This is a genomic window from Desulfosporosinus youngiae DSM 17734 (assembly GCF_000244895.1).
In the GTDB taxonomy this organism is placed as follows: Bacteria; Bacillota; Desulfitobacteriia; order Desulfitobacteriales; family Desulfitobacteriaceae; genus Desulfosporosinus; species Desulfosporosinus youngiae.
In genome coordinates this window covers 3570913-3595286 of sequence record NZ_CM001441.1, presented here as the reverse complement: position 1 = coordinate 3595286, position 24374 = coordinate 3570913, and the positions used below count along the sequence as shown (strand labels likewise).

The window sequence follows — 24374 nt, the reverse complement described above, 5'->3', positions numbered from 1 at the left end:
TTTTGATCTTGATTTTAACTAATGCCCTGCTTTTAGCGGGTTGCTGGAACTACCGGGAGATCGATATGCTGAGGGTTGTGGCAGGGCTGGCCATCGACAAAAGCGAGACCGGTGATCAATATCTGTTAACCGTCGAAACCGTAGATATTAAGGGTGGCAGAGAAGCAAACATGGTTTCCAATACTATTACCGTGGCAGGCGATACGCTGTCTGACGCCAAAAAGAATATGGATTCTATTTCCGGGAAAGAATTGTATGTTGCTCATGCCAGGGTCGCTATTTTAAGCCAAGATGTAGCGAAAGAGGGGGCAGTAAAAGTTATTGATTGGTTAGCCAGGAATGTGGAGCTCAGGGAGGATATTGAAGTTCTGGTATCCAAGGAAAGCACTGCCCAAGAAATACTGGAAACCGGAAGCAAAACGGATCAAATCATTTCCTTTGAACTGGATAAGGTGTTGAAAAATGAAAAAAGGATAGCCAATGCCCCGGAGAAAGAGTTATGGAAGTTGATCAGCGAGTTAGGCGGAGACGGGATTTCGGCGGTCCTTCCGGTGGTGTCGCTTAAGAAAGTAAATAGCAGAACCTTGCCTTCGGTGATGGGAACGGCTGTATTTAAAAAAGATAAGCTGGTTGGCTTATTAAATGACGATGACACGAAAGATTTGCTTTTTATTCAAAACAAGGTGTTTGGCGGGTCACTGGTCCAGAATGGGGACGGTGCAAACAGCCCAAAAGTTTCGTTAAAAATATTCGATAATACGACGAAGCTAAAACCTGTTGAGAAGGATGGCAATGTGGAAATCACCATCGATATTAAAACTACGGTTGCCCTGGATGAGATCGAAGGCACGGAAAACTATATCGATGAACCCGGGAGACTTAGGCTGGAGCAAAGTGCCGAAGAGACTATGAGAAAGAGTATTGAAAATGTAGTCAAAGCAGTACAAACGAAATACAACAGCGATATCTTCGGGTTTGGAGCTAAAGTTAAAGAGGATATGCCAGGTACCTGGAAAAAAGTCGGGACAATGTGGGACGATAAATTTAAGGATGTGAAGGTTTCCGTCTATCCGGAAATTACCATCAAAAACAGTTCCACATTCTCTCAACCCCTGAGAATTGGAGATTAAGATATGGTTGCTATAGTCATTTTGGCCTACGCAGTGATTATCTACTTGGACTTGATTCCTTTATACAGGAAAAAGCATTGGCGGGATTTTGGGGTGAATATGGCCCTTACCCTGTTTACCTTGGGGATCGCCCTCTTAATCAGCTTTGATGTGTCCATACCCAGCCCGGCCTATCCAATCAAGAATTTAATAACTTTAATCATTGGGAAGCAGGTTAGTTATGAATAAGGAAATGATTACCCATAAACAAGGGGTTTACCTGTTAATCTTGTTTATGATCGGCAGCAATCTGTTTATGGGATTGGCCCCAGGGGCCAAGAGTGATGCCTGGATTGCCGTTATTGTTGGAATGACTATGGCGGTGCCCATGATCTTTATCTACGCCAGGCTGCTCTCGCTTTTTAAAGGAATGGATATATTTGATATTCTGAAAATGGTTTTTGGCAATGTTTTAGGAAAAATAGCAGCGCTGGTGTATATTTGGTATCCGCTGCATCTGGGAGCAATGGTTATCAGAAATCTTGGCGAATTCATGAACACGGTGGCCATACCGGACACGCCAATGCTTTTGCCCATGCTGTTTGTTGGTTTCTTATGTATTTGGGTGGTCATGGCAGGAGTGGAGCTTCTGGGGCGCTGCAGCAAGGTTTTCTTCCCAATCGTTATTATTATCATGTTGATAACGACCTTGCTTGTCATTCCATATTTGAATTTTGCCTATCTCAAACCGGTAATGTATGACGGGATTTCTCCTGTCCTAAACAGTGGTTTTAATATTTTTTCCTTTCCCCTTGCGGAAACGGTACTTTTCCTGGCTGTTTTTTCCGCTTTGAAGACCGATAAGTCAATTTACAGGGTTTATTTTTCGGGACTGTTTATCTTCGGGGCAATTGGTGTTCTGCTTACCCTAAGGAATCTGCTGGTTCTAGGCGGTGATATTGTGGGCGAGATTTATTTTCCCCTTTATGTTGAAGTAGGCCGGATAAGTATTGGTGAGTTTATCCAGAGAATTGAAGTTTCTGTTGCTACCACATTTATAATTACTGCATTTATAAAAGTGAGTGTATGTTTGTATGTCACCTGTATAGGAATCAGCAAGTTATTTGGGCTGAAAAGTTACAGGTCAGTTGTGGTTCAGACCGGTCTTTTAATGGTTTTCTTTGCCTATATCATTTATGAAAATATTATGGACATGGTCTTTTTTGCTTCGCTATATCCTTATTATGCCCTTCCGTTTCAGGTGATTTTACCTGTAATCCTCCTTGTTATTGCTGAAATAAGAGTAAGAACGGGGCAATTGCAAACAGGAAGAAGATATTGAACCTGGAAGTGATAGATTTGGTTGTGATTGCCTTTTTTATGGCAATGGCTCCGGGATCGTAGATGTCTGTATCTCTCATGGGGTGGAAGTTTTTTGCAAAAGGCTTTTTTGAATATCAGAAGGAATTCCTGTAACAAACGAAATGGAGGTTTGAAAAAGAATAGCACCTCTACAGCTTAGAAAAAATATTTGCCCCAGCAGTATAGTATTTGCAGATTATGCATACTATGTATTGACAATGTAAACGAATATGCGCACAATGTTAGTGCGGAAAGGGGGCGTTACTATGGCAACAACGAGCATTACTATTCGCATGGATGAAAACCTAAAAAAGCAAGCGGAAATACTTTTTGAATCCATGGGCTTGAATATGACCACAGCCTTTACTATTTTCACAAAGGCGGTTGTTCGGCAGGGGAAAATACCTTTCGAAATCACCGCCGACCCGTTTTACGGAGAAGCAAACCAAGCGCGGTTAATGAAGTCTATCGTCCAGCTTGAGGCCGGTAAAGGTACGGCGCATGAGTTGATAGAGACAGACGATGAATAAGATATGGACTGATGAAGCATGGGAAGACTACCTTTATTGGCAAACGCAGGACAAAAAGACGTTGAAGCGGATTAACCAGCTAATACAGGACATTGACCGCAACGGCAACAACGGTATAGGAAAGCCGGAAGCTCTGTCCTACAGCCTTGCGGGTTTTTGGAGCCGGAGGATTGACGAAACAAACCGGCTTGTATATCGCATCAAAGGCGGACAATTAGAAATAGCCTAATGCCGCAACCATTACGGTGACAAATAGCCGGTTTTTCAGCTGGTTTTTTATTGGGAAGAATCCCTGCCTGAACAGCGCCCTTGACGTAGATTTCGCTCAGGGAACCGCAGGGAGAGAAGGGCTGAAAAGGGTCAGTCCCGGCGTCTATGTAGGGCAGAGCAACTATACCTTTTTCAGTGAGAGTTTCCCTTGATTTTCATTGTCTCAATATCCATATCGAGAATGAATTGCGCCCGTTCCTCTTTTGGGACACCTAAAAGCAGGACAGCTTGTCTCCTCAAATTCGGATTCGAATCCGAATTTGAGGAGACAAGCTGTCCTGCTCCGTACTCTATGAAGATACGCATCAGTTTATTGTGGCCCTGCTCTCGGAGAAATCCACCGGCTCTTCCAGCCACTTGCTCCATTCTCCATGCTCGGCACAACTTGTCGTTTTGTGAAGATTCCTGGATCCTACGCGAAACGACAAAAAATTACAGTCCGTTAGCATGTTTCGCTGAGTATGGATATTGGATAAATGAACCTTGATAGCTGGCACCTGAACACTGATTATAGCATCCTGAACAGCATAGCTGTGATGAGTCCATGTGCCAGGATTAATAATTAAAAAGTAATCCGGCCCCATACTATAAATCCACTGAATTAACTCTCCTCCGAAGTTGGTCTGCTCTACCCGGATCGGAATTCCCGCAAAGCCTCAAATCCTTGCGACTCAAGGGCTAGAGGCTCTAGTGAACAAATCAACGTGTGTCTACGTTTTTGAACCCAGGGTCTTAATCTCGTTCCTTCTGTGTATCTCTGACTGCAGATGGTGAAGTATATAGTTTGTTTTGGCTATTCAAAAAGGCCATGGTTTCGCCCGCCTGGAACGAAAGCCATGGCCTTTGGGGTTACAAGCCAACTTAACTTCTGCTAGGAAGTCCTCTCTCTATTGTGAATAAGCTTATCATCAAGAAAATAGCAATCAATTCACCAACTTAACAAATGGTGAACAAGTTTAATAGTATATGTAAAATGCCAATATTTTGCTGAAGTTTTGCACTTATCAAAACACCTGAAAATCTCAGTTAAAAAAGTAATAAAAAAACTAAAAAAATCAAATAAAATGGAGCGTTGGCATGGGGAAACTCGTCAAAGTAAATTGGAAACATGCTCCAAAATTATGGTTATTCGATCAGGCGTTTAGAGGAGTGCAAAACTTTAGGTAATAAATTTATAAATATGAGGAGAATTTTCTATGTTCGAATTAACTACCGGATTGATTGAAAATCCCCCTGTTGGCGGCTTACGACCAACTGTGATATTTACAATAAAAATATCTAATGATGATTCAGCACCAGTCGAGGTTTCAATAATGGGGTATTTCGTGACAGGGGTAACAAAGACTATGTATGTCTTGGAAAACTTTGTTTTAGGAGTTGGAGAAGTCACGGAAAGAAACTATTTTGCAAATTTAAATGTATTTGAGTTTCAGTTTATTACAAACTCAGATGCAGTAGAAATATCTGCCTGGGGTAAAGATGTAGATGGGAGGTTGGTGGCAGCACATCGTGTGTTACCAGCGGAGTTAGATCGAATCGGCTCTGAAAGTATAACGGGAGCGACAGGTGCGACAGGCGACGCGGGAGCTACGGGAGCGACAGGTGCGACAGGCGACGCGGAGCTACGGGAGCGACAGGTGCGACAGGCGACGCGGGAGCTACGGGAGCGACAGGTGCGACAGGCGACGCGGGAGCTACGGGAGCGACAGGTGCGACAGGCGACGCGGGAGCTACGGGAGCGACAGGTGCGACAGGCGACGCGGGAGCTACGGGAGCGACAGGTGCGACAGGCGACGCGGGAGCTACAGGAGCCACAGGTGCAACAGGTGACGTGGGAGCTACAGGAGCCACGGGGGCAACAGGCGATGTCGGAGCTACGGGAGCGACAGGTGCAACAGGCGATGCCGGGGCTACGGGAGCAACAGGTGCAACAGGTGATGCTGGAGCTACAGGAGCAACAGGTGCAACAGGTGATGCTGGAGCTACGGGAGCGACAGGTGCAACAGGCGATGCAGGAGCTACAGGAGCCACAGGTGCAACAGGTGATACCGGAGCTACAGGAGCCACAGGTGCAACAGGCGATGTCGGAGCTACAGGAACCACGGGTGCGACAGGTGATGCCGGAGCTACGGGAGGCACAGGTGCGACAGGTGATGCCGGAGCTACGGGAGGCACAGGTGCAACAGGTGATGTCGGAGTTACGGGAGGCACAGGTGCAACAGGCGATGCAGGAGCTACAGGAGCCACAGGTGCAACAGGTGATACCGGAGCTACAGGAGCCACAGGTGCAACAGGCGATGTCGGAGCTACAGGAACCACGGGTGCGACAGGTGATGCCGGAGCTACGGGAGGCGCAGGTGCGACAGGTGATGCCGGAGCTACGGGAGGCACAGGTGCAACAGGTGATGTCGGAGCTACGGGAGCGACAGGTGCAACAGGCGATGCAGGAGCTACGGGAACCACGGGGGCGACAGGTGACGCTGGAGCTACAGGTGCTACAGGGGTAACAGGTGACTCCGGAGCTACGGGAGCCACAGGGGCGATGGGTGACACAGGATCGACGGGAGCGACAGGTGCAACAGGTGACGCAGGAGCTACGGGAGCGACAGGTGCAACAGGCGATGCAGGAGCTACAGGAGCCACAGGTGCAACAGGTGATGCAGGAGCTACAGGAGCCACAGGTGCAACAGGTGATGCTGGAGCTACGGGAGCGACAGGTGCAACAGGCGATGCAGGAGCTACAGGAGCCACAGGTGCAACAGGTGATGCAGGAGCTACAGGAGCCACAGGTGCAACAGGCGATGTCGGAGCTACAGGAACCACGGGTGCGACAGGAGATGCCGGAGCTACAGGAACCACAGGGGCAACAGGCGATGTCGGAGCTACGGGAGCCACAGGTGCAACAGGTGATGCAGGAGCTACAGGAGCCACGGGTGCGACAGGTGATGCAGGAGCTACAGGAGTCACAGGTGCAACAGGCTATGTAGGAGCTACGGGAGCGACAGGTGCAACAGGCGATGCCGGAGCTACGGGAGCGACAGGTGCAACAGGTGATGTCGGAGCTACAGGTTCCACAGGAACTGCAGTTGGTGCCAGTTCTGCTTTTGCTGCAAATACTACAGGTACCTCGTATGTAGTTACTGTTATTACACCAGCTACGATTACTTTCCCCAGTGCGCAGAACCTGGGAACGGGTATTACAATAAACGGGTCAAATACCATTTTTACGCTGGCTAATGCGGGCAGATATTATATTTCTTACGCGGCAAATACCACTTTAGCTTTACTGGTAGGAACCCGGTTGGTTGTAAATGGCAGCAACGTTGCAGCGGCAACCATATTACCCTTGATATCGACGGCCAGTTATTATGCGGATATTATTATAACGGCTACAGCAAATACTACTATCTCTGTAGAGTTTTTTGGAGTAGCAGCTACAGCGATTCTCTTAACGGGTTCTGCCGGAGCAACTATAAACATTATAAGGTTATCATAAACTAGAATCGTTAAGAAATCATAGAGAATCGGGAAAGGTAACAAGGAATTATGTTGGAACCTTTCCCTCTTTATAATCGTATATGATTTTTTAAAGTGCTCGGAATGTTCCGCACCTGATTCAAGGGGCTGTCGCAGTAACACAGCCAGCAAAAGGAGAGAAGACGTCGACTGGCAGTGCCGGAAGCCGTCTTTTCTCCTTTTGCAGAACTAAGTATATTGGTTTGCCACTGTCTTCTGGAGGCCCTCATTCTCCTGCAGGGTCCGGTCTTTTCCCTGCCGGGTCTGCGTTCGTTCATTGATCACTTGCCTGAGTTCCTGATTGTCATTCCCTCAATATCCATATCGAGAATGAATTGCGCCCGTTTCTCTTTTAGGACACCTAAAAGCAGGATAGCTTGTCTCCTCAAATTCGGATTCGAATCCGAATTTGAGGAGACAAGCTATCCTGCCCCGTACTCTATGAAGATACGCATCAGTTTATTGGCCCTGCGCTTGGAGAAATCCACCGGCTCTTCCAGCCACTTGCCCCATTCTCCATGCTCGGCGAAACTTGTCGTTTCGGGAAGGTTTCTGGATTCTACACAAAACGACAAAAAATGACGGACTGTTAGCATGTTTCGCCGAGTAATAGATTGTAAAGCAAAAAATAATTAAGTTATATATTAACATACTCACACATTCATAATATGATATAAGCATGTATTACATAACTGTATAATGTTTAATTTAACTGTTAGAATAGAGTAATTTGTTCGATCAGGTCCAGTCATGATCTCTACTCTAGGCGTATTGCCAGTTGGAGAAAAGCTTGCTTCTACTCGATTTCTGTGAAGGTGAGTTGCTAAGGAGTGAGGAGAATAATACGTAGACTTCCAATAATAATATTGTTGTTGCTATTATTGACATCCTGCAATGTCAATGATAGTTCGATGTATTCTGTAGATAACGATAAAGATACACCAATAGAATTTCATATTAATGATGAAAACATAGGACTTACTTACTTGGATTTTGGTGAAATTTACTTAATGTGTGAATCTTTTTTAGAAGAATTCTATTTTGCTACCACTGGCAGGGAAACAATGAATCTAGAGCCATATATAGATAATGCTAATTTTAAAAGGTACATTTTGCAAAAAATTGAAACAGGATCAAAAGCATCTATTAATAGAGTTAAAAAGTTGAATTTTGGATTAAAGGATATAGAATGGCATTTAAATGAGAGCTATGCATTCATTGATATGATCGCAAGTGTTAAACAAGATATTGGAGGGTTTGGAGAGTTACATCAATTTATTATAAGTAATAGAGAGGGAAAGCTATCAATTTCTGATTGGTATTCTAAAAGTGCAGGTAATGCAAGTTATCTTGATGGGATTGTTAGAGGAGATATTAGCAAGATTGATGACCCTAATATTTGGAATGATAAAGAATGGGTCGATGATATTTTTGTAATTATTGCTGAAAGACAACATTAATTTAAGAGAAAATAGAAATTCGGCGATTTGAGTCTGGTGAATCTGGTGATTAACCAGACTCAAAATCATCGAATTTCTAATCTCATTGATAATTTCAGTAAAAATCTTGCCAAGGATCATGATTGCCGATCTTCTTCCGCGGCCACAAGAGGGGGTATTTAATAGAGAACAATTCCCTTTTTACGGGAATATACTAAACGATTTGTACAGTTTGTACTCTCTCTGGAATTTTCGCTCCTACGGCTCTGAAAGCAATATTAGCTACACCGTGGATTTCGGTTCTCACAAGGTGTTCATGATCTTTAACTTTCAGTTTTACGATGTTAACCTTTCGTAAAGATCGAATCGCTTCCGTATAGCCTTAGTCGCTTCTGGCTTCTTCAAGTAGTTTTTGAAACTTAATTTGGACAACCAAGGCCAGAAAACAAAGCATAATATGACCACAGATTCATTTTTCTGTGCAGTGGAAGATCGACCAAAGATCCAAAGTGTTTTTAAGACCTATTATAAGCGAGAACTTGCAGCTCAATTTGAAATTAACTAAGAAATTCTCAATAAATAAGTATAAACTAAAGATTGAAAAATATCTGAAAAGGTATTATGATAAATATTATCTAAGCCAAAGGCATCTTCCTGCGGCAAAGTGAAAACTATAAATCTTACTGACGCTGAATACAAGTTATGAGGCGAAAGGCAGAGCAAGCTTCATAACTTTTATGAGATTTTTTGCGCCTTTCCGGCGTATTTTTTATTTTTAAAAGTTATTTTTAAATCAGAAGGAGGTATTGTATGGAGACAAGAGTGGCTATTATCGGAATTATTGTTGAGGACATTGACTCTGTGGAAAAATTGAATGGGATTCTACATAATTACGGGCAGTACATTATCGGCAGAATGGGGATTCCCTACCGTGAAAAAGCCATCAGTATCATCAGCCTGGCTGTTGACGCCCCCCAGGATGTTATCAGCGCTCTGTCGGGAAAGCTGGGCAGACTGCCGGGAGTCAGCACCAAAGCGGTCTATTCCAAAGTAACAGGTAAGGGGGAAAATGAGGGATCTCATGAAAAAACTGATCGATAAGCTGCATAAGACAAGGGAATTGGAAGCCGCCGAATTAAAAGAACTCCTGGAAAACCGCTCGCCTCAGCTCTCCGACTATCTTTTTGCCAAAGCGAGAGCGGTACAAGCTGAAAACTACGGCCAAGATGTGTATATCCGGGGTCTGATAGAATTCACGAATTACTGTAAAAACGACTGCTACTATTGCGGTATCCGGAAAAGCAACGCTAAGGCGGAGCGCTACCGTTTAAGCAAGGAGGAAATCCTCGGCTGCTGTGAGGCGGGCTATGAACTGGGTTTTCGCACCTTTGTTCTCCAGGGCGGGGAAGACGGGTACTATACGGAGGAGAGGATGACGGATATTATTCGCTCCATTAAAAGGAATCACCCCGATTGCGCTCTCACCCTTTCCCTTGGCGAAAAAAGCTATGAAACTTACCGGGCTTTTTTTGAAGCGGGAGCGGACCGCTACCTGCTCCGGCATGAAACGGCCAATGGGGAGCATTATGCCAGACTGCACCCTCCGAAAATGCTGCTCAAAAACAGAAAACAGTGTTTGTGGGATTTGAAGGAGATCGGCTATCAGGTGGGCTGCGGCTTTATGGTAGGGTCGCCCTTTCAGACCACGGATTGCCTGGTTGAGGATCTGTTGTTCATCAAAGAACTCAATCCCCACATGGTGGGTATCGGTCCCTTTATTCCTCACCATGACACGCCCCTGGCCCGGGAAAAAGCGGGGGACCTGGAGCTAGTCTTATTTTTAATGGGCCTGATCCGCTTGCTCCTGCCCACAGTGCTACTGCCGGCCACCACCGCCCTGGGCACCATTCATCCTGAAGGGCGGGAACTGGGCATCCGGGCCGGGGGAAATGTGGTCATGCCTAATCTCTCGCCCCGGGATGTCAGGGGAAAATACCTGCTCTATGACAATAAAATCTGCACCGGGGATGAAGCTGCGGAATGCCGGCATTGCCTGGAGGGGCGGATCGAGGGAATCGGCTACAAAATAGCCGTCAGCCGCGGCGACCATAAATCCATCCTCTGAATAACAAATACTGAAGGGGAAGACCTGTCTGACCCGCTAAGAAAGGAATTTTGAATATGTATAATCCAAAATCAGCCCAAGCAGAAGAATTTATAGCCCATGAAGAAGTCCTCAGCACCCTGGAGTACGCGGAAAAGAACAAAAACAATCTGGAACTCATCGACAGGATCATCGCCAAAGCCAAATTGCGCCAGGGGCTTTCCCACCGGGAGGCCGCCGTTCTGCTGGACTGTGAGAACGAGGAAAAAAACCGGGAAATCTACGCTTTGGCGGAGCAGATTAAAAAGGATTTTTACGGGAACCGTATTGTCATGTTTGCCCCCCTCTACCTCTCCAATTACTGTATCAACGGCTGCCTGTACTGTCCCTATCACCTGAAAAATAAGCACATCCCCAGGAAGAAAATGACTCAGGAGGAAATCCGCAGGGAAGTGATAGCCCTCCAGGATATGGGTCATAAACGTCTGGCTCTGGAAGCCGGTGAAGACCCGGTCCACAATCCCATTGAATACATACTGGAGTGCATCGACACCATTTACAGCATAAAACATAAAAACGGGGCCATCCGCCGGGTGAATGTCAATATCGCGGCCACTACGGTGGAAAACTATCAAAAGCTCAGGGACGCCGGGATCGGAACTTATATTTTATTTCAGGAAACCTACCACAAGGAAAGCTATGAACAACTGCATCCCACAGGACCTAAACACAATTATGCCTATCATACGGAAGCCATGGACAGAGCTATGCAGGGAGGCATTGATGACGTGGGCCTGGGGGTATTGTTCGGCCTTGAAGGCTACCGCTACGAATTCGCGGCCCTGCTTATGCATGCCGAGCACCTGGAGGAGGTTTTCGGCGTCGGTCCTCATACCATCAGCGTCCCCAGAATCCGCCAGGCTGACGATATCGACCCCTCCTCCTTTGCCAACGGCATTAATGACGATATCTTTGCCAAGCTGGTAGCCTGTATCCGGGTGGCTGTGCCCTACACCGGCATGATCGTCTCCACCCGGGAAAGCAAGGAATGTCGGGAACGGGTCCTTAAGCTGGGGATTTCTCAAATCAGCGGCGGCTCCAAAACCAGCGTGGGGGGCTATGCCCAGCCGGAAGCGGAAGACGACGATTCCCGGCAGTTTGAGGTCAGCGACACCAGAACCCTGGATGAGGTGGTGAAATGGCTGATGGACTTAGGCTTTATTCCCAGCTTCTGCACCGCCTGCTACAGGGAGGGCCGAACCGGCGACCGCTTTATGAGTCTTTTGAAAAGCGGGCAGATTCAGAACTGCTGCCATCCCAATGCCCTGATGACCCTCAAGGAATATCTGGAGGATTACGCTTCAGAGGCCACCAAAACCACCGGGGAAGTCCTGATCCAAAAGGAAATTCCGGCCATTCCCAAGGACAAGGTCCGGGAGATCGCCCGGGAGAACCTGCTGAAAATAGCGAGTGGCAGCCGGGATTTCCGGTTTTAGGAGGCTGATGAACATGGGATTGAATGAAACACCTTCGGCCAACCGGGTTCACATCGGCTTTTTCGGCAGGAGAAACGCCGGCAAATCCAGCCTGGTCAATGCCGTCACGGGCCAGGACCTGGCTGTGGTTTCCCAGGTCAGGGGCACGACCACGGACCCCGTCTCTAAAGCCATGGAACTTCTGCCCCTGGGTCCGGTCATGATTATCGATACCCCCGGCATTGACGACGAAGGGGACCTGGGGGAGCTGCGGGTCCGGAAAAGCCGTCAGGTCCTTAACAAAACCGATGTGGCGGTGCTGGTTATCGACGCAGTTGCCGGCAAAAGCCGGGAGGATGAAGAACTGCTGGCTCTGTTTGGCAGGAAAAAGATCAATTATGTGGTGGCCTACAATAAAGCGGACCTGATGGGAGAAGAAAAGCCCGGAAATGAGCATGAACTCTGGGTCAGTGCGGTGACGGGCTATAATATAGAAAAACTGAAGGAGAAAATCGGGGCCTTGGCGGTCAGCGAGGAAGCCAAGCTGAAAATTGTGGGAGACCTGCTGAATCCCGGGGATTTTGTGGTGCTGGTTACCCCTATTGACAAGGCGGCCCCCAAGGGCAGGCTGATCCTGCCCCAGCAGCAGACCATCCGGGATATTCTGGAAGCCGACGCCGCGGCCATTGTCGTTAAAGAGTTTGAGCTGCGGGAAACTCTGGCCGGCCTGGGCAAAAAGCCGAAGCTGGTGATTACCGACAGCCAGGTCTTTGCCAAGGTGGCGGCAGACACACCCCAGGATATTTTCCTGACCTCCTTTTCCATTCTTTTCGCCAGGTACAAGGGGACCCTGGAGGCTGCCGTTAAGGGAGCCAAAGCCCTGGACGCCCTGGCAGAGGGGGAGCGGATTCTCATTGCCGAGGGCTGCACCCATCACCGGCAGTGCGACGATATCGGCACGGTGAAGCTGCCCCGCTGGATAAAAAATTACACCCAAAAGCAAGTGGATATCCGGTTCACCTCAGGGACGGAATTCCCCGACGATCTCTCCCCTTACGGGCTGATCGTGCACTGCGGCGGCTGCATGCTCAACGAGCGGGAAATGCATTACCGCCGCCAGTGTGCCGCCGACCAGGGAGTGCCCTTCACCAATTACGGGATTCTCATTGCCTATATGCAGGGAATTTTAAAGCGAAGCATTGCCATGTTCCCGCATATCCTGGCGGAGGTGGAGGATGGCGATGGACAGTGAAGCGGGCAAACTCTACGGCAGCCAAACCGCTCTGGCCCTGGAGAATTTTAAGCTTGAGCATCGAAAAACGAATTTGCAGCTGGTCTATGCCCTTGTCACCGTCAAAAAGGCGGCGGCCCTGACCTATCGGAAGCTGGGGGTGGGCCGGGAGGGAGTGTATGAGGGGATGGTCCGGGCCTGCGACCTGATTCTCCAGGGCAAAGCCGATGACTCCTTCGTAACGGAAGCCCTCCAGGGCGGGGCCGGGACCTCCGCCCATATGAATGTCAATGAAGTGATTGCCAATCTCACCCTCCGGGAGCTGGGCTTTGTGGAGGGCCGTTATGACATTGTCCATCCCCTGGACGATGTGAACCGGGGCCAGTCCACTAACGATGTCTACCCCACAGCCCTGCGCATAGCGGCCATTGAGATGCTGAGAAAGCTCAGCGAAGCCTGTGCCCGGCTCCAGCAGGCCCTCCAGGCCAAAGAGAATGAATTTGACGGGATTGTGAAGCTGGGCCGGACGGAGCTGATGGACGCGGTGCCCATTACCCTGGGTCAGGAATTCGGCGCCTATGCCCAGGCCGTGGCCAGGGACCGCTGGCGTTTGTACAAAGTGGAAGAGAGGCTGCGGCTGGTTAACATGGGCGGAACAGCCGTGGGCAGCGGCAGCAACGCAGAACGGAAATACCGCTTCGGAGTGATTGAAGTCCTCAGGGAATTAACGGGAATCGGCCTGGCCCAGGCCGAGTATCCCATGGATATGACTCAGAACAACGATGTTTTCGTGGAGGTATCGGGGCTGCTCAAGGCTCTGGCCGTGAATCTCATGAAGATAGCCAATGATCTGCGCCTCATGAATTCGGGACCCAGGGGGGGACTGGGGGAAATAACCCTGGCCCCCCTGCAAATGGGCAGCACCATTATGCCCGGCAAGGTAAATCCCGTGCTTCCCGAAATGGTGATGCAGGTGGCCATGAGGGTTATGGCCAACGACGGGGCCATTTCAGCCGCCGCTTCTCACGGGGAATTTGAGCTGAATCCTTTCCTGCCCTTGATTGCCGATTCCCTCCTGGAAAGCCTGGGGCTTTTGCTCAATGCCGCGGAGCTGTTTCGCACCAGGTGCATTGAGCTGATCAAGCCCAATGCCGAAAGGTGCAGGGAGCTTCTGGAGTCATCCTGGGCCTTTGCCGCCGCCTATACTCCCGCCTTAGGCTATGATCAAGTGAGTGAAATTATTGCTAAATCCGGCGGTGATCCCCGGCGGGCTAAGGAAATGCTGGATTTACATAAAGGCGGACCGGGGAAATGATTAAAATCCGGCGGTTTTGAGTCTGGCTAATCTGGATTAGTCAATCTTAAAACCGCCGGATTTTTAAACGGGAATATCGAAAAAACATAGTAATCTGAGGCAATACGAAGGGAAGGCTGTGAATTTACAGGAAGTACAGTTAATTGCCCGGACACATTAATTGAATGGGATTACCTTCAATAACTATTTACTGCGGTCAGTATCTCAAATAGGTAATCCCTACGCCTTAAACAGTTTGAGCATACATATTTTTATGGTAATATACAGAAAAGGCAAAAGGAGCGGAGTGTGTTATGTCATTACCAAATATAATTAAAAAGCATACCTACGCTGACTATTTAACTTGGCCGGAGAACGGGCGTTGGGAGCTTATCAATGGTTTACCTTATGATATGACCCCGGCTCCTTCTACTGAGCACCAAAGAATTTCTCGTGAACTGGTCCTGCAATTCGCCAGATATTTAGCAGGTAAAACCTGCGAAGTTTTCTATTCTCCTTTTGATGTGAGGCTTCCTCTGACTCAAGAAAACGATGAAGAAATTGAAACGGTGGTACAACCCGATTTGGCGATTATTTGTGATCGGAGTAAATTGGACAAAAGAGGGTGTAAAGGTGCGCCCGATTTGATAATAGAAATAATATCGCCGGCAACTGCCAAAAAGGATATGCAGGAAAAATTCTTAGTGTATGAACGCAGCGGTGTAAAAGAATACTGGCTGGTATTTCCCTCGGATAGGGTTATCGATGTATATGCGCTTAATGAGAATAACAAATATGAACGAACCGGACTTTATCAATATCCCGATAAAATCAAGGTTGGAATATTAACTGACTTGGACATTGATTTAGGTTTGGTGTTTTCGAAGGATTAGGAAGAGTCCCATACAGCGCGGTCATCAGCCCGTTCCACTTGGCATGCGGTTCAAAGTGGGACGGGTATTTATCTTGCCAAGTTGATGCGGAAAATATTACTTTTACAGTCAAGTTTCCCATAAATATAAGAAAAACTTAAGAAGTTCATAAGATGCATTGGGGGGGGGCGATTAGGGCAGGAACCGATGGAAGAACCGATCAGGCGCTTCTGGGAGGCCGAAGGAAAGAGAGGGGGTTAACAAAAGGGCTCGTACCAAGAATCTTACGCGCGTAAGATTCTTGGTACGAGCCTGGGAGAAAGATCTCATTGTTAAGCAAACACTGAATTCAAATCGATTTCGAGGTCAGGAAAGATCGATAGTGTTGGTTTATCTTCGTCCGTATACATTTCAGGTCTGCCATATCGGGCGTTCGGTTGCAATAAAAATACGCTTACAATCTTCTGATCCGGTTCTAATATCCAGTATTCTTTAACGCCTGCTTCTTCATACTTGTTAAATTTAAATACTTTGTCTATCTTTGCAGTTGACGGGGACAATATTTCTATTATCAAGTCAGGAGTTCCTTTACAACCCCTTTTATCAAGCTTAGAGCTATCGCAGACAATGGTAATATCCGGTTCAACGACATTTTTAACATCATTATCATTATCTTCAACATCAAGTCTCACGCAGAACGGGGCATGATAAACTTTACAAGATTTACCTTGCAGATAATTTGCAAACTGCCTGTACAGTTCGCCGGAAATTTCTTGATGAATTCTTGAAGGTGCAGATTGCATATAAGCTATACCGTCAAGAACCTCCCATCTTTCGTCCTCATTCCAGGTCAAGTAATCGGCGTATGAATAATTTCGCTCTTGTCGTGGCAATGGCATATTAAACACGCTCCTTATGTATCCATTTGATTATACCATTTTCTGCCGATCAGGAATAGTTTGAAATTTGCGGATGCTTTGGCCTGAAATGCTCATTTTTACGCATGAGCATTCTTTTAACGATTAAAGGAATATGGAGAGCAAAAAATTCAGAAACAGACAGATTTGAAATATAACCAGCTACATCGAAGAATTTGTTCATGGTTCCTAAGCTATACCAAACTCCAGCGAGAAAATTAATGATCATAAGAAAAATAACGATACCCGTAATATTAGTCCAGACAAAACCTCTTTTATTCCTAGTTAAGAACAAATGAATTAGTAAAAATATAATAATTAAGCAAGTTGCTATAATAGAAATCATCGCGAAAGAATCGAACTTCTCAATAGCCCATGTTACAAAGTCGGAATCAAATTCCCGCCTGCTTGCCGTTTTATTTAAACTTGCAATGAAGCGTGGCCGGGTTGTTATTATACCTGCTATCCCCACGAGAGAAAGAACTGATGATAGCAGGATATAACACTTATTCAGCACATTACTTTTTCCGAAACTCATAAGACAATTGCTTATGACAATGATTATTACTACTATTGCAACTGGCGATATAGAGATAGCCATTATGCACCTCAAGCAAAGATTATTGTATTATTATACCATAGCAATATAAATCTTCCCAGATCTGGGGTACGTCCCTCAGTATTCCAGAATTATCGAGATATAGTTGGCCTGCCGGAAGAAGAATCTATTGCCTTTAATTGGCAAGGCTGGAAAGGCCGAACACTGCCGACAACAAAGAATTGCCGGCGGTGTTCGGCTTTTCTGTTTTTGGAAAATGATTGGTGCTTGGTATCTGTTTTCTAATGCGGATAACAGAATCAAAGGAAATAAATGTGGAATAACTATAAAGGATAGGGACACAAGTACGGAAAAAGAAAATCGGCCGGTTCCGCTCCGACCTCCGGCGACGGCACGGTCTACTGAAATCTGAATGCCGACGGCATCAACATATAGGTGCCAAGGGCTATGAAAATGGCTCAGTTTAAACTGTTGAAAAGCGCATTTCACAAGGAGGAAGATGGGCAATGGGCATAATTGAAATCAAAAACCTGACAAGAGACTATGGGAACGGGCGAGGTGTGTTCGACCTCTCTTTCTCTGTGGAAAAAGGCGAGGTGTTCGGCTTTCTCGGTCCCAACGGAGCCGGAAAAACCTCAACAATCCGGCATCTGATGGGATTTTTGCAGCCGGAAAAAGGAAGCTGCGCCATTAACGGTTTGGACTGTTGGCATGACAGTGCGGCCATTCAGAAAAATCTTGGCTATATTCCTGGGGAGATCAATTTTTTTGAAGATATGAGCGGTACGGATTTTTTGCGATTTACCGAAAAATACCGGGGGTTGAAGAAGAGCGATCGCATAAAAGAACTGCTCGACCGTTTTGAGCTTGACGCGCGCGGCAAGCTCAAAAAAATGAGTAAAGGGATGAAGCAGAAAGTGGGCATTGTCGCCGCTTTTATGCACGACCCGGAGGTCCTGATTCTCGACGAACCGACCAGCGGCCTTGATCCGCTCATGCAAAACCGATTCATAGAACTGATCCTGGAGGAGAAGGCGAAGGGCAAAACCATCCTCATGTCCTCGCATATGTTTGAGGAAGTAGAACGTACCTGCCACCGGGTATCGATCATCAAAGACGGTCGTTTGGCCGCCGTGGACAGCGTGGAGACACTGAAAGCGGCGCAGGTCAAAAAATATATTGTAACCTTTGCAAACGCTAAAGCTGCGGAGGAGTTTTGTGCGGAAAATCTCACAACCGAGCTGTTGACCCATCACCGCGCCGCCGTCACGGTGCAGCACAATATCCGCGAATTTATTGCGGTATTGAACCGTTATCCCGTCGTCAACCTGTCCGCTTCCAGTCAGAGCCTTGAGGAAATCTTTATGCAGTATTACGGAGGTGTCCAATAATGTTGAATTTTACATTATACAAATATGGGATGAAAGGCAGCTGGAAAATGCTGCTGATCTTTGCGGCTGTGTTAACCATGTATGTTTCCATAATCATTTCAATGTTTGACCCGGAAATGATGAGCCTCTTGGATGATTATGCCAAAGCAATGCCGGAAATTATGGCTGCGGTCGGCATGACGGCGGGTGCCGCCACCATGATCGGATTTATGTCCTCGTATTTGTACGGTTTTATTTTGTTGATATTTCCTATGGTTTTTTCCATACTTTGCGCCAACAGGCTAATCGCCCGCCATGTGGACAGGGGCTCCATGACCTATCTTCTGGCCGCGCCGGTAAAACGCCGGACGGTCGTATTTACGCAGATGAAAGTAATCGCGACCGGAATTTTTGCCCTTGTCCTGTTTGTCACGGTGCTGGAAATTATCATCTGTGAGGCATCCTTCCCGGGAGAGCTTGAAATCGGGAAGCTGCTGGCGCTCAACGCCGGTCTTTTAAGTTTGCAGTTGTTCATCGGCGGGATATGCTTCCTGTGTTCCTGTATTTTCAGCGACAACCGATACGCTGTGGGCTTGGGCGCGGGAATTCCGGCGCTGGCCTATATCTTGCAGATGCTATCAAATTTTAACGAAAAACTTGAAAATATAAAGTACGCCACCTTCTTCACGTTATTTGACACTAATGGGATAATCGCGGGAGAAGCCGGGGCGATTGCGGGGATGATCGTGTTGTTTGCCGGGGCGGTTGTGTTGTTTACCGCAGCGATCGTTATTTTTTCCAAAAAGGATTTACATATCTGAGCCGACCTTAAGCAATTACGGTTTTTTAACAGAATGCAAGGAACATGTCCTATACAGCATTTTATAGACATCTTAAATAAGTCAACTATGAGTCAAATTCGTCACTAGTGACGAATTTCGGAAAATACTATTTAAATTCCTGACCAAATATAGGAGGGACAGAGTTATAATATAGTTGGAAGCAAGGCCTGTTGAAGATAACCTGATTAATCTGGTGCGAATGTACAGTGAACATTTAAAGAGATGAGTGTGACCATCAAATAGCATGAAAATATCCTTCTGCGCGGATTAAACGCAAGGAGGATATTTTTTCTGGCGGGGCAGTCCCTCGCCCGAGGCGACTTTAGGATTCATGTGGTAATATAACATAAAACAAAAATCACGCTATTTATATTTTTATTAGTTTATGTTATGTTATGTAGTGTAGTCAATCAAGATAAACCTTAGGAGAGCAAAGTCTTACTGTTTGGAGATACGCGGAAGGAAGTCTTAATAATTAAATATTGAATCCGAGCTTTTTATTCTAAAGGAAGCTTCCCATGAATACTAAGCCTAAACCGGAGGGTTTACGGGGTTAGACAGGAAACAGTCTGGCCTTCACTTGTGAGAAGGATGATGCTTAAAAACAGAGAAATCTGTTTTTAAAAAGCATGCTCTTTAACCGGCTGGTTTAGTTCCTGATCCAGCCGGTTTTTCTATTGCGTATCCTGCCTGAACAAGAGCAGGTGAGTTCCCTGGGCGCTCCCGGACTGTCGGATGGGATTGCCCAGACAGTGCGGGAAAGCCGGATAAAAGTAAGAGACTATTTGCTAAAAGGAGAGGAATTATGGAAAACCATCAGCAAGACAAAATTATCTGTTCCTCCGCAACCTGTACCGGCTGTGCTACACGCTGTCACCGGCAGCAGAAAGCCCCCCTTTCCCGGGATGAGGCTCTGACCATTCTCTTTGAACGGGTCAGGTTTGATCTGGCCAAGGAGTTTGTGCCGCTGAGTCAGGCTTTGGGTCGGGTGACGGCGGAACCAACCTATGCGGCCTTCTCTGTACCTCCTGCTGATACCGCCCAGCATGATGGAATCATGGTGAATTGGGAAGAGGTTAAAGAGCTGCTTGCCGGCGGCTGCCGGGTGCTGTCGGAAAATCAATTTCGCCTTCGGGTTATGGGGTCGGTGCTGGAAGAGCCCTTTGACACCGTGATTCCCCTGGAACAGGTCAGCCATTTGGCTGACGGCAGAGCGGAAATCAGGGCCTTGCCCTACCAGGGACAAGGTATAGGACGGGCCGGGGCCAGTATCCGGGAGGGAGAGCGGGTTGTCCCCGCCAATTACCGCCTGACCCCGGCTAATCTGGCTATCCTGCGTTTTGCCGGAGTGGAGAGGGTGCCGGTCTGGAAAAAACCCAAAGCTGCCGTGATTCCCGTGGGCGGCGACTTGGTGGGGCCCGGCTGTCGGCCGGGTCCGGGACAGGTAGTGGAAGCGGACAGCATTCTCGTGGAAGGGATTCTCCGGGAATGCGGCGGGGAAGCCTGGACAGAACCGGTGGCAGGGGATAGCGAAGAGCTGATCTGTCAGGCGATTCTCCGGGCCCTTCCCCACTGTGATTTTCTGATTTTGATCGGCGGCTTGGGCCGCAGCGGAGCCAAGTATGGGGACTATACCGCCCAGGCCGTTGAGAAGCTGGGCAGAATTCTGGCTCAGGGCATGGGCTTTGGACCTGGCGGGAAAGCCATGCTGCTGGGGGAAATCCAGGAAAAATGCGTAGTGGGGATTCCGGCACCTCCTCATGCGGCCCTGACTCAGTCCGAGCAATACCTGCCGGCGATTATGGAACGCTTTCTTCACTGCCCCTGCTATGAGCGGCCGGAGATCAAAGCCCGCTTGCACACAGATTACCAGAGCGGAGTCCGTTCCGGTTATCATCCTCATGTAGCTCTCAGCTGGACGGAGGAGGGCTATGAGATTGTCCCTGTTCGGATGGGGGACACGGTAGATTGTTTTGTCAATGCCACGGGGATTCTGATAGAGGAGGCGGAAGACCGCCTGATGAAAAAAGGGGAGCCGGCCACGGTGCAATTGCTCTGGGGGGAGAAGACGGTCCGCCGGCGCAGCCGCCAATCCGATTAAAGGCTTCTTTCCGGGCGTGACCGGGAAGCCGGCGGAAATATTAAGATCCTTGATACCCGTGAAAAATTATACCCAAATTGAATTGTAAATCATTATTTTTGTGACTAATCAGGTACTCAGTTAATTAACCACAGATTACACAGATTAACACAGAATAAATATATTTTGGCTCTAAACTACAAATTGCTTGTAACGCAATTGATATTCGCCAAAGCTGATAAAAGGCCGATTTGATCCTGTAGCTTTGAGATAATTAATAATTATCGCTTTCATTGACTCGCATCTTCGCCATTTTTTTATACTTAATCCTTCTTAATCTGTGAAATCTGTGTTAATCTGTGGTTTCTCTTATCGTTCTTTTTATGTGTAATCTGTGGTTCCCCGGTCAGAATTCCCCAAGGCGTTTCTTCTTGTAGGTATAAAAAATGCGGGATTTTAGGTTAAGATTTCTTTAGGAAAAGAGGGAAAAAGATGGATTTTAAGTTAACAGGAGAGCAGGAGTTAACCCGGGAGCAAGCTCTTTTTGTTTTGGAAAAGGCCCGGAATCCGGAGCAGGCCTATGAATTATTTGCTTTGGCCTCGCAAATCCGGGACAGGGTATCCGGCAAAGCCCTGTGGTGGTCCTCGGGATCAGGGGGAATTTTTCCCTGCCGGGTCAAACCCCGCTGTTCCTATTGTACCTTTTATACGGAAACTATGTTTCCCACGGATGTTTTGCTTAAGGGCCTGGAGTGCATTGAAGGCCTGGGGATTCAGCAGTTCCATATCAGCGGGGGAACAGACCTGAAGGAAGGGTACGACGAACAGCTGCTGGAGCTGGTGCGGAAGATTAAAGCCCATTCGGGACTGAAGCTGGAAATCAATCTGGGACCCTCCTTTCAGAAAGAAACGATCCTGGAATTAAAGAAACTGGGTATTGACAGCATTACCAGCTCTTTGGAATCCAACGCTCCGGAGGTCTTCGCCGCCGCCAAGCCCGGAGACAGTCTGGGGCGGTGGCGTGAACTGCTGCAATTCTGTGAAGAGGCGGATATACCCAGCCGCTCAATGATGCTGCTGGGCCTTGGCGAAACGGATGAAGACCGAATTGACCATCTGTTTTTTATGAAGCAGTTCCGAAATCTCTATCAGCTGCGTCTATCCCGCTTTATGCCCTTCCCGGGAACTCCGTATCAGGACAGACCCCGCTGTTCACCTTGGGAAACTGCTTTGATCACAGCTATGGCGCGTATTCTGCTGCCCAATACGGAGATCTGCCTGGCGGCAGGCAACAGCACGGATGACATACCTCTTTGGTATCTGGCGGGGGGTGGCAATCAATTGCTTGGGGTATCCATTGCCCGAAAAGCACCGCCAAGGGCTTCGGATATAGATATTTATGAGATCGGTGAAGGCGCTTATGTAGTGGATAAGCGCAGGCAGATAGAAAGGGTGTTGGCAGGGATGAATCTGGAGGTTACAGCTTTTCGAAGGTAGCCGGGCGCACCAGCTTTCCGAGGGACACAGGAACCTTGGCTTCGGCTTCAGCCCTGGAAAGCTTAGCGGTAAAAACCTGACTGTTTTCGTAGGTTCGGACAAAGTATTCGCAGGTTGCGGTATTCATAAAAACCGTGTACTGGGTGTAATCGTACGTGCCCCGCGACGTCAGGACAACTCCCTGGGGAATGGAGACACCCTCCAGAATATGAAATCCTGTCACGACTGCTTCCTGCCGGTTTTGAGGAATTGGGACATGGGTTTTCTGAAAAACAGTCCGCACAAACCGGGCAGGAGGCGTATAACCGCCTGGAAGCACCTCTGTGCCGCCGCCCTGGCCAAAGGGCGTCAGCACAAGCTCTCCCCAGGTTATTCCTTCCGGTTGGTGCGGTGCAGCCCGCATATAATTGCGCAGATTTTCCATATGCCACTCAAAAGTAGGACTGTTGGACAGAACCCCGACATGGTTGGCCAGCAAATGCATGCCGTTTTTTGTCTGTTCTACGGTCAGGCACTGTCCTTTTTTATCACAGACAATCCAATGCAGCGGAGCGACGGAATTGGTCACCGCATCAGGTACTCCCACGATCCGCACAGACTGCAGGGCAAAAGCCGCTTCTTCCACCGACCCGCACATACCGAGCAAAAAGTTGACAAGTTCGGTGGCTGCAAATTGGGATGTCTGTGCCCCACATTCAGGCTCTCTATACTTGGCATATCCAGAGAAATATAACGCCGCCGCCGCAAGCCCCATTTCATTGACGCCGTCCGCAAAGGTAATTTTAGGAATGGTCTGTCCAACCCCTATATAACTGTAGCGATTGCGGACACAAACCGTCCCGAGGGCATTGGACCACTGGTAATTGCGCGGCATCGTATAAAGATGTGGGTTCAGTACATAGGAAAAATCCATGGTGCGTCCAAGAAAGATCTCACCCTGTTGAGTTTTCAGCGTCATTGCGGTACACATTAGCTTTTCCCTCGTTTACTCTTTGGTAAGTATACCTTATTTGTACGCCGGAATGATCCTGTTGGTGACTGTTAAATTCCGGCCTTCACAGCCCTTGCAAAAAGCCACCCAGCGACGGGTGGCTTTTGCAAGATCTTGATGCAGATTGTTTAGGCAAAACGTCTTTTCCGCATTAGGCAAACCCATGCTCTTGGCGGGTTGGGACGGTTAGATTCAAACCGGCTTGAAACAAGAGAGAGAATTTCAAAGCAGGGCTCTACGGAGTTAACAATATCTCTGGCAGTGCGCTGGGGCGGACCGGGGTTATCACGCTGTTCATCAGCGTTGCCAATGATACTTAGCCACAGGCCGTCTTCTTCCAAATGGGCAGCTACATTTTCTGCAAAGTTCTTTCGTTCTTCATCCGAAGTTAATGTATGAAAGCAGCCTCTGTCAAAGGCAAAGCCAAAGGGTGCTTCTTCAATTTTGTGTGTCCGGAAGTTAATCACCTTAAAGGTACATTTGAGATTGGCGTTTAAAGCTTCCTCTGAAGCCTTCTGAGTTGCAATCTCCGAAGTATCGACCCCAATAACATCAAAGCTATTTTGAGCAAGCCATATGGAGTTACTGCCCGTTCCACAGCCGATTTCCAGTGCTTTGCAGGGTTTTATGGCCATGGCAGTTACAGTCTGAATAAGGTTAAAATCAGGTTTGCCAATATCCCAAGGAGTATTGCCTGCTTTATAGAGTTTCTTGAATTGTTCTTCTATCATCCTCTTTTTACCTCCCAAATCCAAAAATAGTCTTCTTTTAGCGTGTACCCTTACGGCTATCCCCTGGAAAACGTTCTTAACTTTCTTACGTTATTATATATTCTTTCAAGTTTAAAAAAAACGTTTTTTTCCATTAACTTCATTTAAGAAGTTAGATGATACCACCAAAAGCCATGGCTGTAGTG

The 24374-nt window shown here is 47.5% G+C and carries 24 protein-coding genes, 2 pseudogenes and 1 riboswitch; of the genes and pseudogenes, 18 read left to right on the top strand and 8 right to left on the bottom strand.

The features are described 5' to 3' along the window. The first annotated feature begins 2 nt into the window (after positions 1 to 2). The 5 genes from DESYODRAFT_RS16865 to DESYODRAFT_RS16845 all read left to right on the top strand — a co-directional run bounded on the left by DESYODRAFT_RS16865 (position 3) and on the right by DESYODRAFT_RS16845 (position 3230). Positions 3 to 1130 (top strand): Ger(x)C family spore germination protein, encoded by a 1128-nt coding sequence (locus tag DESYODRAFT_RS16865; RefSeq protein WP_242833474.1) that lies wholly within the window; start codon positions 3 to 5, stop codon positions 1128 to 1130. 3 nt (positions 1131 to 1133) lie between these two features. Further along, positions 1134 to 1358 carry a hypothetical protein gene (locus DESYODRAFT_RS16860; RefSeq protein ID WP_007784914.1) on the top strand — a complete coding sequence of 75 codons (225 nt, stop codon included), beginning with the start codon at positions 1134 to 1136 and terminating at the stop codon, positions 1356 to 1358. After that, on the top strand, positions 1351 to 2451 hold the full coding sequence (locus DESYODRAFT_RS16855; protein WP_007784913.1) for a GerAB/ArcD/ProY family transporter: 1101 nt from the start codon (positions 1351 to 1353) through the stop codon (positions 2449 to 2451). The genes DESYODRAFT_RS16860 and DESYODRAFT_RS16855 overlap by 8 nt, the downstream gene beginning before the upstream one ends. 286 nt (positions 2452 to 2737) lie before the next feature. Then, entirely contained in the window at positions 2738 to 3001 is a 264-nt protein-coding gene (locus DESYODRAFT_RS16850) for a type II toxin-antitoxin system RelB/DinJ family antitoxin (RefSeq protein ID WP_007784911.1), read from the top strand. Further along, positions 2994 to 3230, top strand: a complete 237-nt coding sequence (locus tag DESYODRAFT_RS16845; protein ID WP_042338734.1) for a Txe/YoeB family addiction module toxin — start codon at positions 2994 to 2996, stop codon at positions 3228 to 3230. The genes DESYODRAFT_RS16850 and DESYODRAFT_RS16845 overlap by 8 nt, the downstream gene beginning before the upstream one ends. Before the next feature lie 173 nt (positions 3231 to 3403). Here the strand turns inward: DESYODRAFT_RS16845 and DESYODRAFT_RS26680 are convergent, their stop codons facing one another. Beyond that, entirely contained in the window at positions 3404 to 3628 is a 225-nt protein-coding gene (locus tag DESYODRAFT_RS26680) for a DUF3102 domain-containing protein (RefSeq protein WP_007784910.1), read from the bottom strand. Further along, positions 3577 to 3909: a type II 3-dehydroquinate dehydratase gene (locus DESYODRAFT_RS27445; RefSeq protein ID WP_427854327.1), complete on the bottom strand. Its 333-nt coding sequence runs from the start codon at positions 3907 to 3909 to the stop codon at positions 3577 to 3579. The genes DESYODRAFT_RS26680 and DESYODRAFT_RS27445 overlap by 52 nt, the downstream gene beginning before the upstream one ends. A gap of 1193 nt (positions 3910 to 5102) precedes the next feature. Between DESYODRAFT_RS27445 and DESYODRAFT_RS29990 the strand changes: the two genes are divergently transcribed. After that, entirely contained in the window at positions 5103 to 6767 is a 1665-nt protein-coding gene (locus DESYODRAFT_RS29990; RefSeq protein ID WP_007784909.1) for a BclA C-terminal domain-containing protein, read from the top strand. 301 nt (positions 6768 to 7068) lie between these two features. Here DESYODRAFT_RS29990 and DESYODRAFT_RS27440 read toward each other — a convergent pair. Beyond that, positions 7069 to 7383: pseudogene (locus DESYODRAFT_RS27440) on the bottom strand (DUF3102 domain-containing protein). Positions 7384 to 7698: 315 nt separating this feature from the next. Here DESYODRAFT_RS27440 and DESYODRAFT_RS16820 point away from each other — a divergent pair. Continuing rightward, positions 7699 to 8247 (top strand): hypothetical protein, encoded by a 549-nt coding sequence (locus tag DESYODRAFT_RS16820; protein ID WP_157137200.1) that lies wholly within the window; start codon positions 7699 to 7701, stop codon positions 8245 to 8247. Positions 8248 to 8440: 193 nt separating this feature from the next. Here the strand turns inward: DESYODRAFT_RS16820 and DESYODRAFT_RS27435 are convergent. Next, positions 8441 to 8746, bottom strand: a pseudogene (locus tag DESYODRAFT_RS27435) (IS1634 family transposase); the annotation flags it as partial. A 290-nt stretch (positions 8747 to 9036) separates the two neighbouring features. On the opposite strand from DESYODRAFT_RS27435, the gene DESYODRAFT_RS16815 reads away from it, so the two are divergent. From DESYODRAFT_RS16815 to DESYODRAFT_RS16790, 6 genes are all read left to right on the top strand, one after another. Further along, a complete protein-coding gene (locus tag DESYODRAFT_RS16815) occupies positions 9037 to 9327 on the top strand; it encodes a TM1266 family iron-only hydrogenase system putative regulator (RefSeq protein WP_007784907.1) in 291 nt (96 codons plus the stop codon). Then, entirely contained in the window at positions 9308 to 10351 is a 1044-nt protein-coding gene (gene hydE / locus DESYODRAFT_RS16810; RefSeq protein ID WP_007784906.1) for a [FeFe] hydrogenase H-cluster radical SAM maturase HydE, read from the top strand. The genes DESYODRAFT_RS16815 and hydE overlap by 20 nt, the downstream gene beginning before the upstream one ends. 56 nt (positions 10352 to 10407) lie before the next feature. Continuing rightward, positions 10408 to 11826 (top strand): [FeFe] hydrogenase H-cluster radical SAM maturase HydG, encoded by a 1419-nt coding sequence (gene hydG, locus DESYODRAFT_RS16805; RefSeq protein ID WP_007784905.1) that lies wholly within the window; start codon positions 10408 to 10410, stop codon positions 11824 to 11826. A 13-nt stretch (positions 11827 to 11839) separates the two neighbouring features. Next, complete coding sequence (gene hydF, locus DESYODRAFT_RS16800; protein WP_007784904.1) at positions 11840 to 13057, top strand: [FeFe] hydrogenase H-cluster maturation GTPase HydF; 1218 nt, start codon at positions 11840 to 11842, stop codon at positions 13055 to 13057. Beyond that, positions 13047 to 14351: an aspartate ammonia-lyase gene (locus DESYODRAFT_RS16795; protein ID WP_007784903.1), complete on the top strand. Its 1305-nt coding sequence runs from the start codon at positions 13047 to 13049 to the stop codon at positions 14349 to 14351. Before hydF ends, DESYODRAFT_RS16795 begins: the two co-directional genes overlap by 11 nt. A 293-nt stretch (positions 14352 to 14644) precedes the next feature. Then, positions 14645 to 15223 carry a Uma2 family endonuclease gene (locus DESYODRAFT_RS16790; protein WP_007784901.1) on the top strand — a complete coding sequence of 193 codons (579 nt, stop codon included), beginning with the start codon at positions 14645 to 14647 and terminating at the stop codon, positions 15221 to 15223. A gap of 311 nt (positions 15224 to 15534) precedes the next feature. Here DESYODRAFT_RS16790 and DESYODRAFT_RS16785 read toward each other — a convergent pair whose 3' ends face one another. Further along, positions 15535 to 16101: a Uma2 family endonuclease gene (locus DESYODRAFT_RS16785; protein ID WP_007784900.1), complete on the bottom strand. Its 567-nt coding sequence runs from the start codon at positions 16099 to 16101 to the stop codon at positions 15535 to 15537. A 49-nt stretch (positions 16102 to 16150) separates the two neighbouring features. Beyond that, positions 16151 to 16720 (bottom strand): hypothetical protein, encoded by a 570-nt coding sequence (locus DESYODRAFT_RS16780; RefSeq protein WP_007784899.1) that lies wholly within the window; start codon positions 16718 to 16720, stop codon positions 16151 to 16153. 127 nt (positions 16721 to 16847) lie between these two features. On the opposite strand from DESYODRAFT_RS16780, the gene DESYODRAFT_RS16775 reads away from it, so the two are divergent. The 5 genes from DESYODRAFT_RS16775 to DESYODRAFT_RS16755 all read left to right on the top strand — a co-directional run bounded on the left by DESYODRAFT_RS16775 (position 16848) and on the right by DESYODRAFT_RS16755 (position 22467). Beyond that, positions 16848 to 17090, top strand: a complete 243-nt coding sequence (locus tag DESYODRAFT_RS16775) for a hypothetical protein (RefSeq protein WP_042338723.1) — start codon at positions 16848 to 16850, stop codon at positions 17088 to 17090. 94 nt (positions 17091 to 17184) lie between these two features. Further along, positions 17185 to 18069: an ABC transporter ATP-binding protein gene (locus DESYODRAFT_RS16770; RefSeq protein ID WP_007784898.1), complete on the top strand. Its 885-nt coding sequence runs from the start codon at positions 17185 to 17187 to the stop codon at positions 18067 to 18069. Continuing rightward, positions 18069 to 18869, top strand: a complete 801-nt coding sequence (locus DESYODRAFT_RS16765) for an ABC transporter permease subunit (protein WP_007784897.1) — start codon at positions 18069 to 18071, stop codon at positions 18867 to 18869. The genes DESYODRAFT_RS16770 and DESYODRAFT_RS16765 overlap by 1 nt, the downstream gene beginning before the upstream one ends. A gap of 495 nt (positions 18870 to 19364) precedes the next feature. Continuing rightward, positions 19365 to 19499, top strand: a riboswitch (molybdenum cofactor riboswitch). 196 nt (positions 19500 to 19695) lie between these two features. Next, positions 19696 to 20991 carry a molybdopterin molybdotransferase MoeA gene (locus tag DESYODRAFT_RS16760; protein WP_007784896.1) on the top strand — a complete coding sequence of 432 codons (1296 nt, stop codon included), beginning with the start codon at positions 19696 to 19698 and terminating at the stop codon, positions 20989 to 20991. A gap of 471 nt (positions 20992 to 21462) precedes the next feature. Further along, positions 21463 to 22467 (top strand): radical SAM protein, encoded by a 1005-nt coding sequence (locus tag DESYODRAFT_RS16755; protein ID WP_007784895.1) that lies wholly within the window; start codon positions 21463 to 21465, stop codon positions 22465 to 22467. Here DESYODRAFT_RS16755 and DESYODRAFT_RS16750 read toward each other — a convergent pair. Beyond that, on the bottom strand, positions 22448 to 23437 hold the full coding sequence (locus DESYODRAFT_RS16750) for a choloylglycine hydrolase family protein (protein ID WP_007784894.1): 990 nt from the start codon (positions 23435 to 23437) through the stop codon (positions 22448 to 22450). The two genes, DESYODRAFT_RS16755 and DESYODRAFT_RS16750, sit on opposite strands and share 20 nt — an antisense overlap. A gap of 149 nt (positions 23438 to 23586) precedes the next feature. Then, a complete protein-coding gene (locus DESYODRAFT_RS16745; RefSeq protein ID WP_007784893.1) occupies positions 23587 to 24189 on the bottom strand; it encodes a class I SAM-dependent methyltransferase in 603 nt (200 codons plus the stop codon). Positions 24190 to 24374 lie beyond the last annotated feature (185 nt).

What these genes read in the sequence shown, in the direction of transcription:
- DESYODRAFT_RS16855 (WP_007784913.1), top strand. Translation starts at nt 1,351, where the DNA reads ATGAATAAGGAAATGATTACCCATAAACAAGGGGTTTACCTGTTAATC.
- DESYODRAFT_RS16860 (WP_007784914.1), top strand. Translation starts at nt 1,134, where the DNA reads ATGGTTGCTATAGTCATTTTGGCCTACGCAGTGATTATCTACTTGGAC.
- DESYODRAFT_RS16755 (WP_007784895.1), top strand. Translation starts at nt 21,463, where the DNA reads ATGGATTTTAAGTTAACAGGAGAGCAGGAGTTAACCCGGGAGCAAGCT.
- DESYODRAFT_RS16850 (WP_007784911.1), top strand. Translation starts at nt 2,738, where the DNA reads ATGGCAACAACGAGCATTACTATTCGCATGGATGAAAACCTAAAAAAG.
- DESYODRAFT_RS16750 (WP_007784894.1), bottom strand. Translation starts at nt 23,437, where the DNA reads ATGTGTACCGCAATGACGCTGAAAACTCAACAGGGTGAGATCTTTCTT.
- DESYODRAFT_RS16795 (WP_007784903.1), top strand. Translation starts at nt 13,047, where the DNA reads ATGGACAGTGAAGCGGGCAAACTCTACGGCAGCCAAACCGCTCTGGCC.
- DESYODRAFT_RS16760 (WP_007784896.1), top strand. Translation starts at nt 19,696, where the DNA reads ATGGAAAACCATCAGCAAGACAAAATTATCTGTTCCTCCGCAACCTGT.
- DESYODRAFT_RS16820 (WP_157137200.1), top strand. Translation starts at nt 7,699, where the DNA reads ATGTATTCTGTAGATAACGATAAAGATACACCAATAGAATTTCATATT.
- hydG (WP_007784905.1), top strand. Translation starts at nt 10,408, where the DNA reads ATGTATAATCCAAAATCAGCCCAAGCAGAAGAATTTATAGCCCATGAA.
- DESYODRAFT_RS16790 (WP_007784901.1), top strand. Translation starts at nt 14,645, where the DNA reads ATGTCATTACCAAATATAATTAAAAAGCATACCTACGCTGACTATTTA.
- hydE (WP_007784906.1), top strand. Translation starts at nt 9,308, where the DNA reads ATGAAAAAACTGATCGATAAGCTGCATAAGACAAGGGAATTGGAAGCC.
- DESYODRAFT_RS16765 (WP_007784897.1), top strand. Translation starts at nt 18,069, where the DNA reads ATGTTGAATTTTACATTATACAAATATGGGATGAAAGGCAGCTGGAAA.
- DESYODRAFT_RS16780 (WP_007784899.1), bottom strand. Translation starts at nt 16,720, where the DNA reads ATGGCTATCTCTATATCGCCAGTTGCAATAGTAGTAATAATCATTGTC.
- DESYODRAFT_RS16770 (WP_007784898.1), top strand. Translation starts at nt 17,185, where the DNA reads ATGGGCATAATTGAAATCAAAAACCTGACAAGAGACTATGGGAACGGG.
- DESYODRAFT_RS16845 (WP_042338734.1), top strand. Translation starts at nt 2,994, where the DNA reads ATGAATAAGATATGGACTGATGAAGCATGGGAAGACTACCTTTATTGG.
- DESYODRAFT_RS16745 (WP_007784893.1), bottom strand. Translation starts at nt 24,189, where the DNA reads ATGATAGAAGAACAATTCAAGAAACTCTATAAAGCAGGCAATACTCCT.
- DESYODRAFT_RS16785 (WP_007784900.1), bottom strand. Translation starts at nt 16,101, where the DNA reads ATGCCATTGCCACGACAAGAGCGAAATTATTCATACGCCGATTACTTG.
- hydF (WP_007784904.1), top strand. Translation starts at nt 11,840, where the DNA reads ATGGGATTGAATGAAACACCTTCGGCCAACCGGGTTCACATCGGCTTT.
- DESYODRAFT_RS16815 (WP_007784907.1), top strand. Translation starts at nt 9,037, where the DNA reads ATGGAGACAAGAGTGGCTATTATCGGAATTATTGTTGAGGACATTGAC.